The sequence below is a fragment of the Spirochaetaceae bacterium genome (assembly GCA_009784515.1).
In the GTDB taxonomy this organism is placed as follows: domain Bacteria; phylum Spirochaetota; class Spirochaetia; order WRBN01; family WRBN01; genus WRBN01.
Window position 1 is genome coordinate 1 of the sequence record WRBN01000079.1, and the last position, 8,620, is coordinate 8,620.

The 8,620-nt window shown below is 46.3% G+C and carries 9 protein-coding genes; 8 read left to right on the forward strand and 1 reads right to left on the reverse strand.

The window, feature by feature from the left end; genetic code table 11:
• The 5 genes from fliF to FWE37_08100 all read left to right on the forward strand — a co-directional run.
• Positions 1 to 1,541, forward strand: a 1,541-nt coding sequence (gene fliF / locus FWE37_08080; GenBank protein MCL2520936.1) for a flagellar M-ring protein FliF, incomplete at its 5' end; no start/stop codon positions are given.
• Positions 1,542 to 1,649: 108 nt separating this feature from the next.
• Positions 1,650 to 2,687 carry a flagellar motor switch protein FliG gene (gene fliG / locus FWE37_08085; protein MCL2520937.1) on the forward strand — a complete coding sequence of 346 codons (1,038 nt, stop codon included), beginning with the start codon at positions 1,650 to 1,652 and terminating at the stop codon, positions 2,685 to 2,687.
• Between the two features lie 23 nt (positions 2,688 to 2,710).
• Positions 2,711 to 3,625 carry a FliH/SctL family protein gene (locus tag FWE37_08090; protein MCL2520938.1) on the forward strand — a complete coding sequence of 305 codons (915 nt, stop codon included), beginning with the start codon at positions 2,711 to 2,713 and terminating at the stop codon, positions 3,623 to 3,625.
• A gap of 9 nt (positions 3,626 to 3,634) precedes the next feature.
• On the forward strand, positions 3,635 to 4,960 hold the full coding sequence (locus FWE37_08095; protein MCL2520939.1) for a FliI/YscN family ATPase: 1,326 nt from the start codon (positions 3,635 to 3,637) through the stop codon (positions 4,958 to 4,960).
• A 73-nt stretch (positions 4,961 to 5,033) separates the two neighbouring features.
• On the forward strand, positions 5,034 to 5,468 hold the full coding sequence (locus FWE37_08100; GenBank protein ID MCL2520940.1) for a hypothetical protein: 435 nt from the start codon (positions 5,034 to 5,036) through the stop codon (positions 5,466 to 5,468).
• Positions 5,469 to 5,565: 97 nt separating this feature from the next.
• On the opposite strand, the gene FWE37_08105 is transcribed toward FWE37_08100, so the two are convergent.
• Positions 5,566 to 6,159 (reverse strand): hypothetical protein, encoded by a 594-nt coding sequence (locus FWE37_08105; protein ID MCL2520941.1) that lies wholly within the window; start codon positions 6,157 to 6,159, stop codon positions 5,566 to 5,568.
• A gap of 193 nt (positions 6,160 to 6,352) precedes the next feature.
• Here FWE37_08105 and FWE37_08110 point away from each other — a divergent pair, with 193 nt between their 5' ends.
• The 3 genes from FWE37_08110 to FWE37_08120 all read left to right on the forward strand — a co-directional run.
• A complete protein-coding gene (locus FWE37_08110) occupies positions 6,353 to 7,024 on the forward strand; it encodes a hypothetical protein (protein MCL2520942.1) in 672 nt (223 codons plus the stop codon).
• A gap of 3 nt (positions 7,025 to 7,027) precedes the next feature.
• On the forward strand, positions 7,028 to 8,236 hold the full coding sequence (locus FWE37_08115) for a flagellar hook-length control protein FliK (GenBank protein ID MCL2520943.1): 1,209 nt from the start codon (positions 7,028 to 7,030) through the stop codon (positions 8,234 to 8,236).
• Positions 8,237 to 8,245: 9 nt separating this feature from the next.
• Positions 8,246 to 8,620 (forward strand): hypothetical protein (locus FWE37_08120; protein MCL2520944.1); only part of this gene is annotated, 375 nt, incomplete at its 3' end.

The following is an 8,620-nucleotide window of genomic DNA, read 5'->3' on the forward strand; positions in this document are numbered from 1 at the left end:
ATGAAAGTTTACGCGACCGTATTTTAATTAGGTTAGATACCGAAGGCATTAGTTATAGCCTTTCGGCTAACGGTACCATTATTAATGTAGAAAACCAGCAAACGGCACGGCGGGCTAGGGCCATTTTGGTGCGCGAAGGGCTTACCCCTCAAAACCTCGACCCTTGGCATTTATTTGATGTAAACCGCTGGACGACCAACCAATTTTTAGATAACGTTAATTTGCAGCGCAGCTTAACCGAATCGCTTAGGCAGCATATTGAAAGTCTTAACGATATTGACCAAGCGATGGTCAACTTAGCGGTGCCGCGCGACAGGTTATTTTTGCAAGACCAAGACCCCATCACCGTAAGTGTGGTTATTACGGCTAGGCCGGGCAGCGATATTACCACCAATATGCATAAAATACGCGGGCTTAACGATTTAATACAATTTGCCATACCGGGCTTACAGGCCGATAATATTACCATTACCGATAGTTTTACCGGCAGGCGTATTAACGACTTTGCCGCTTACGATATTCAAAGTAGGTTAGAGCAAGCCGATATTATCCGCCGGCAAAAAGAGGCCGAAGAGCGCGACTATCTTAACCGCTTTAGAAGGCAGCTTTCCGGTATGCTTTCGCCCGACCGGATTGGGTTTGTTAATATAGAAATTACTAACAACACCAACCAAATAACCCGCACCGGGCGCGAAATTACTCCTATCGAGATAACTCCGCAAGACCCAACGGCGCCCTTTAACACGCGCGAAGTTGTGCATAGTATTTTAATTAGCGAAGGAGCCGCTAACGTAACTTTTAGGGGCACCGGCTTTAATCCCGAAGGGCCGGCCGGCTTTGAGGCGCAAACGCCGCCGGCTTATCAAGATTTACAAAATACCACCGGTTTTTACGACCAAAGTACTTTTCAGCGTAACTTTGATACCAATGTTACCGAGTTTGAAGAAATTGTGTCGCCCAGCCGGCGTGAAAATATCGCCGTTTCGGTAGCTTTAGATGGTACATGGACGTTTGACCTTAACGAAGATGGCACACCGGTAATGCTGCCCGATGGCAGCCGCAGCCGTACCTATCACCCCATTCCGGCCGCCGAGTTAGCGCAATTTCAATCGCTTCTTGAGGCAGCGGTTAATTTTGATTTAGCCTCCGGCGATATGGTTCGGGTGGTTAATATTCAATTTGACCGCACCGCTCAATTTATGATGGAAGACGAAGCCTTTAGAAGGCAGCTGCTGGTAGGTAATATTATCCGCTTTGGCGGGTTTGGTTTACTGGGTTTAGCCGTTTTGTTTATCGCTTACCGTCTAGTTGTACGCGAACGCGAACGCCGCCGCCGAGCCCGCGAAGAAGAGCTGGCCCGCCAGCACGCCGCTATGCGCGAGGCAGCCTTGCGTAGCTTAGAGCAAGAGCAAGCGGAGGCCGAGATTAACCCGATTGACCAAGCTAGGGCAACGGCGCAAGACCACGCTATGGCTATGGCGCGTGAGCACCCCGAAGAGGTCGCCCAGTTAATTAAAACTTGGCTCTCAGAAGAAAGCTAGCAGGGCTCGCCCTGCACCCTTAGGCGGTAAAGTGTTGAGCTGAAACTGCCTGAATATGATTTATTTTGTATTGAGTTTGTAAAGGCCACGTGTGGCAGGAGTTATAAAATGTCGGCAGAGTTAAAAAAAGATAAGAAAAAACAGCACGATTTTACCGGTAGGCAGAAGGCTGCTATCTTTTTAGTTAGCTTAGGCAGCGAACTTTCGGCCGAAATTTTTAAGCACCTGCGGGAAGACGATATAGAGAAACTGACCTTTGAGATAGCCCGCCTCGAAAAAATTGAGCCCGAAGTGCGCGATATGGTGCTGGAAGAGTTTCAGGAATTAATGCTGGCGCAGGAGTTTATCTCTAGCGGCGGTATCGATTATGCCCGCGAGCTGCTCGAAAAAAGTTTGGGTAACCAAAAGGCCATCGATATTATTAACCGGCTTACCAGCAGTTTAAAGACAAGGCCGTTCGATTTTATTAGGCGCACCGACCCTGCGCACCTTTTAAACTTTATCCAGCAAGAGCACCCGCAAACAATTTCGCTTATTTTGGCTTATCTCGAGCCGCAAAAGGCCAGCCAAATACTTGGCCAGCTGCCCGAAGAAAAACAAAGTGATGTGGCCCGCCGTATTGCCACGATGGACCGCACCAGCCCCGAAGTTATCCGTGAGGTAGAACGGGTTTTAGAAAAGAAATTATCCAGCTTAAGCAGCGAAGATTACACGGCGGCCGGCGGTGTTAAATCTATCGTAGATATTTTAAACTTAGTAGACCGTACCACCGAAAAAAATATTATTGAAGCCCTTGACGAAGAAGACCCCGATTTGGCCGAAGAAATTAAAAAACTTATGTTTGTGTTCGAGGATATTGTCTTGCTTGACGACCGCGCCATTCAAAAGGTGCTTCGCAGTGTAGAAAGCCAAGAGCTGGCCAAAGCTTTAAAGAGTGTCGATAGTGATGTGCAAGAAAAAATTTACCGCAATATGAGTAAACGGGCGGCGGCGCTGTTAAAAGAAGATATGGGTTATTTAGGGCCAACCCGCCGTAAAGACGTGGAAGAAGCCCAGCAAAAAATTGTGTCGATTATCCGTAAGTTAGAAGAGCAAGGCGAGGTAGTTATTGCCCGCGGTGATGAAGAAAACGATGTACTTGTCTAAGAGCTTACATAAAAGGGAAACAAATGGCTAAAAATATTTTTCACCCCAGAGATATTATTCAGGATAACACGGTGGCTTACATCAGCGCTCCCTCTTTTGGCGGCGGGCTGGCTTATGATAGCGGAGCAGCCGTACGTGATGATTTACCGTCTGCCGACGATTTGCACCAAGAGGCCGAAGCTATCTTAGAAAAAGCTCGGCAAGAGGCTTTAGCTATTGTGGCCAAAGCCCAAAGCGAGGCTACCGAGATAGTAAATAAAGCCGGTGAGAATGCCCGCAGTATGGCCGAACAAACTAAAGATGATTTAGCCAGCGCCCGGGCTAACTTTGCTCAAGAACACGAAGCGGTGCTGGAAAAAGCGGCCGGCGAGGCCGAGCTTTTAAAGGCTAACGCTTTAGCGGAAGTGGAAAGAATTAAAACCAACGCTCATAAAGAGGGCGAACAAGATGGTTACGAGGCCGGCTACGATAAAGGTTACGAAGAAGTTAGCCGTTTAGTAACTAGGCTGCACACCATTATTAACCGTACGGTAGATAAACGTAACGTTATTTTAGGCGAAGTTGAAAGCCAAGTGATAGAGTTAACGTTACTTATGGTACGTAAAATTGTTAAGGTGCTGGCCGAAAATCAAAAAGGCATAGTGGTGAGCAATATTATAGAGGCCCTGCGCAAATTAAAAATTAAAAGCGATGTGGTGGTTAGGGTAAATATGGACGACCTCGAGCTGGCCACGCAGCGCAGTGAAGTTTTTGTGCGCGAGATTGAAGGCGATGGCAAGCTAAGTTTTATCGAAGACAACAGTATCGAAAAGGGCGGCTGTATTATCGAAACCGATTTCGGCCAGATAGATGCGCGTATCTCCAGCCAGTTAAGCGAGATAGAAAACCGTATCCGCGATTTAATGCCGATAAACGTTCGTCCCGCTGCCATCGATTAAGAGGGAGCTATGAGCAAAGAGCAAAGCGGCCTTAATTTATTAAAACGCTATAACGATTATCTAGAAGATTTTAACCCTATCCGTTCTATAGGTACGATTAGCCGGATACGCGGTATTTTGCTGGAATCTAAAGGCCCCGAAATGTTTGTTGGCGAGCTGGCGCGTATTGAAAGCAACGGCGAAACTTTTTTGGCCGAAGCCACCGCTATGCACGGTATTACTAATAATTTAATGGCCTACGAAGAAACTGGCCATATCGATATAGGGGCTAAAGTTACCGCACTGGGTAAAGGGCTTACGGTCATGGCCGGGCCTAGCTTGCTTGGCCGGGTGTTAGATGGTTTAGGGCGGCCGATTGATGACAAAGGGCCGATTGTACCTGTGGCTATGCAGGCTATCTCTAACGATGTGGTAGACCCTATGCAACGCCCGCCTATCGAGCAGCAAATTCAAACTGGGGTGAGAGTTATCGATGGTTTACTGCCTATCGGCAAGGGGCAGCGTGTGGGTATTTTTGCCGGCAGCGGGGTGGGTAAAAGCAGCTTGCTGGGTATGATTGCCCGTAACAGCGGGGCCGATGTTAATATTATTGCCTTAATTGGCGAGCGCGGCCGCGAAGTGCGTGAATTTATTGAGAAAGAACTGGGTGAAGAAGGGCTTAAGCGTTCTATCGTGGTGGTATCTACCAGCGATAAGCCGGCGTTGGCCCGTGTACGCGGGGCTTATGTGGCCAATGCTTTGGCCGAATATTTTAGAGATTTAGGGCAAGATGTTATGTTACTGTTCGATTCGGTAACCCGTTTTGCTATGAGCCAGCGCGAGATAGGGCTGGCTAACGGCGAGCCGCCGGCCAGCCGCGGTTATACTCCCAGCGTTTTTAGTTTGCTGCCCAAAATTTTGGAAAAAAGCGGTAACTCGCCTAAAGGCTCCATCACCGGTATTTATACGGTGCTGGTGGAAGGTGATGATTTAGAAGAACCCATCAGCGATACCGTGCGCGGTATTTTAGATGGCCACATTGTGCTTAGCCGCAGCTTGGCCGAGCAATACCACTTTCCGGCTATCGATGTGTTAAAAAGTATCAGCCGTTTAGCGCCGCGCTTGCAACCTAAAGAGGTGCGTATGCGGACGGCGCATTTAAGGCAGCTGCTGGCGGCCTACCGTGATGCCGAAGATTTAATTAGGGTAGGGGCTTACGTACGCGGCAGCGACCCCATCATTGATGAGGGCTTGCACAAAAAAGCCGAAATTGATAAATTTATGCAGCAGGATATAGATGAAAAATCGACTATCGATAAAGCTTTGGCCAGTTTGGCCCGGCTATCGGTTTCTTAAAAAGTCTCCTTCGCCGGTGCAAAACCGCAGGTTTTGACTGTATGGGCGCCTAAAGGTGGGATAGTGGTTCTTTATGGAAGCATTTAAATTTAAATTACAAAAAATTTTAGAGTACCGCGAGAAAATTGCCGGCGAAAGCGAAAAAAAATTGGCGCTTAAGCTAAAGCAGTGTAATACTTTAGAGCGTAAAATTGAATTTATCGGGGAAGAGCGGCAGCGCAGCCGTATGGTGCACGGTAAAAACCGCGACCTAGAAACTATGCAGCGCCTAGCTCTTTACGATGAAAGGTTACGCGAGCAAAGTTATGCCGTACGCGGCCAGCTAACTAAGCTGGAAGAAGAAAAACTAGTATTACAGCAAGATTATTTAGATAAATTAAAAAAGCAAAAAGTTTTAGCCAATTTAAAAGAAGTTAAGTACGGGCAATATAAGCTGGAGCGTAAACGTTACGAAGAAAAAGTGCTAGATGATATTATTATGGCTAGGTACGAATCTGAGGAAAATTAAAAATTAATAAGTAAAAATTTTACCTGCTCATTGGCCATTTCTGCAAAAATAAACCCCCTTTAATAATCAAAGGGGGTTTATCAAGCTTGTTACTGTATTACATTATTCCTTCATTGGTAAGTCTATTTAAAATAAAGAAAAAAACAGGGGGTTCCATGTATATCCCATCGGTTTCGGTAACTTCGGTTTCTACTAAAAATTCTGTACGTGTTATAATATCGCCTTTGTTTATTATCCCCTCGTCGGCCGCCATTTCATCAAGTCCGGCCGTCCAATTTATAAAAATATCCGTTGCAGTTACGGCGTTGGCAAAACCATCGCCTTCACGGGTAAAAGCCCAAGTAGAGCGCATCTCCAGCCATTGGCCTGCCGGCAGCCCCAACGAGCTGCTCATACGCATAACACCGGTATTTAAGGTTAAAACATTCCCGTTTAAGCTAAATAAATGGCGCGGTACATCTCTAAAAAATACGGTGCGCACAATTTCGCCGCTTACCCACTCGCCTTCTTCATCGTATTCATTTTGCCAAACGTCATATTCAAAGTCGCCGTATAGCTCTATTAACCTATCTAGGGCCGCATCTTTTTCGGCGGCCGAGCCGCCTTTACCGGCGTTGGCGTTACAAGCCACCATAAATAAGCTTACGATTAAAGTTACAGCTACCCATAGCAAAAATTTACTTTTTTGCATAAATACTCTCCATAATAAAAATTTATTTATAGCGCTATTACTAGTACTATAAAGGATAGCAAAGAATTAATCAAGTACTTATAATGCAAAATTTGTTGTTTATTTGTTGTTGGCAGATAGCAGTTTTTAACTTTTATTTTTTAGTTAAAAAAGCCGATAGGTAAATAAGTAATATTGTTAAGGAAGATGTAGCATGGCGGAAGGATATAGCACAGGTGGTTTAATAGCCAGAGTAATTGCCCTGCTTGTTATCATAGTTATATTAATAATGGCTAGCTTAGTATGGTTAAATATGCTGGGGGTTATTAACATGGGCGAGCGGCTGGGCGCCGTAGGCCGGCTGGTGGGCATATCGGCTTCGGTGCGGCAGGTGGATATTAACGACCCCGATTTAATAGCGCGCGAACGCCTTAACCAAGACTTAGCCACTTTAAGCGCCTTAGAGTTTGATATTAACCAAAGGCTTTTAGCGGTAACTAACGAAGAAAATAGGTTATTAGAGTGGGAAAGCCAGCTTAACGAGCGCGAAAACTCGCTGCGCGAGCGACAGCAAATTATAACCAATGCCGAGCTTAGGTATGCCGATGTAGAGGCTAACCTGCTGCGTAATGCCGGTTATTTAATGAATATGCCGCCGCAGCAAGCTATTGCCATTTTATTGGGTATGACAGACCACGATATAGTAGATAACTTAAGGGCCGCCGAGCGGTTATCGGCGCTAAACGGCAGCACCAGCTTAGTGCCGGTGTGGTTAATGATGATGGCGGCTTTACCCGATAATAATGCTAACGGGGTGCCAAACTCGGTGCGTACAGCCAATGTCGTTAGGTTAATGGCGATGCGCGGTAACCTTGATGGAGAGTAATTAATGCTATTAATGAATTTAACTGCCGAAGAAGCCCCTAAAGCCGATAACTTGCTGTTGGGCGCCCCTAACCTTGAGGCAGCTTTAACCGATACCCAGCCCAAAGGCGAAAGTTTTGCTCAGCAGTTGGCTAAAAGCTTAATACCGCAAGGAGCGCTGGCGGCGGCTCATCAGAGCGAAGAGTTAAGTTTAGGCGATTTTTTAATAGCCGAAAATACCGATTTATTTGCTTTATTTTTTGAGCGCTTAACGGCGGCTCATTTGGAGCAAGAAGCCGAAACTTTACCGGCAGCCCAGCTGGAGGCTATCTTTACCGAGTTAGTTTTAGAAGAAGCCGGCGCCGAGTTAGCCGAAACTTTAATGGCTAATTATAGTCCTTTTTTAAGCGAGATTGCCGCCAGTAATTCTTTTAATAAATTTAAAGAACTTAACGATAAACAAGGCGAACTTAATTTTGAGGAAGCGCATGCCCTTAAAGGGGGAAGCGGCGTTAAAGATAACGAGCTGGGTTTAGCGGCAGCTAAAGAGTTGTTGCCGCCGCAGTTAGCCGATAAAGCCGCCCAAGAGGTAAAGTTAGAGTTTGCCCCTGATGATACGGCCGATAATTTTTTACCTCATTTTAAGAGCCAAACAGAGGCTAAACCGGAGGCAGTTAATGGGCCGCTAAACGATTTTAGGCCGGTTAATGAGCCTGCCGGGCCGGCTGTTAATATGAATAATGACGAAGCGGTTATTCAGGTGATAGATAATCGTACGGCCGAGCTGCCGGCGGCTAAAGAAGCTTTGCCTAAAGAGGTTATCGCCCTTAGGCAAGCTTTAACCGAAAGCGGCAACGGCGAAATTGTGCAAAGGGCCCAGTTTATCTTAAAAGCCGGCGATATGGGCGAAATTAAATTAACGTTACGGCCCGAAGAATTGGGCGTGGTGCGTATCAATTTAATGTTAGAAGATAACAAATTAATTGGCCGTATCGTGGTAGATAGCGCCGGCGCCAAAGCGGCTTTTGACGATAACATGGCCGATTTGCGCGACTCGTTTTTAAAAGGCGGGTTTGCGCAGGCCGAGTTAAGTGTGGCTTTAGGCGGTGATAGGCAAAACGAACATCAAACCGAGCAAGAACAAGCGCGGCCCTTTTTTAGCGAGCGGCTGCGCACCAATAATATTGACGGAACCGGCAGATACAATAGCTTAGGGCTTAACCTACGCGCTTAAGGAGAATTTATGACCATACCATCTAATAATGATATAAACCCTTTAATGCTGGATTTACAGCAAAACATGCGTTTTAACGCCGATGAAATGAATAGGCTGCAAAGTTTTGCCGAAAGTTACAACCGGGCCCTCGAGCTGGAGGGGCGCGGCAGCCGCCATGAGATGGGCGAGGCCGAATTTTTGCGCTTACTCATGGTACAGCTGCAAAACCAAGACCCTTCTAACCCGATGGACGACCGCGAATTTATTTCGCAAACCACGCAGCTTAATACTTTGCGGCAAACCCAAAAGATGGCGACTATCTTTGAACAATTTAATAATAATTTTATGGATAGTCAAAATATGCAAATAGCTCTAAGTTTTGTTGGCAAAGAGGTCGAAATA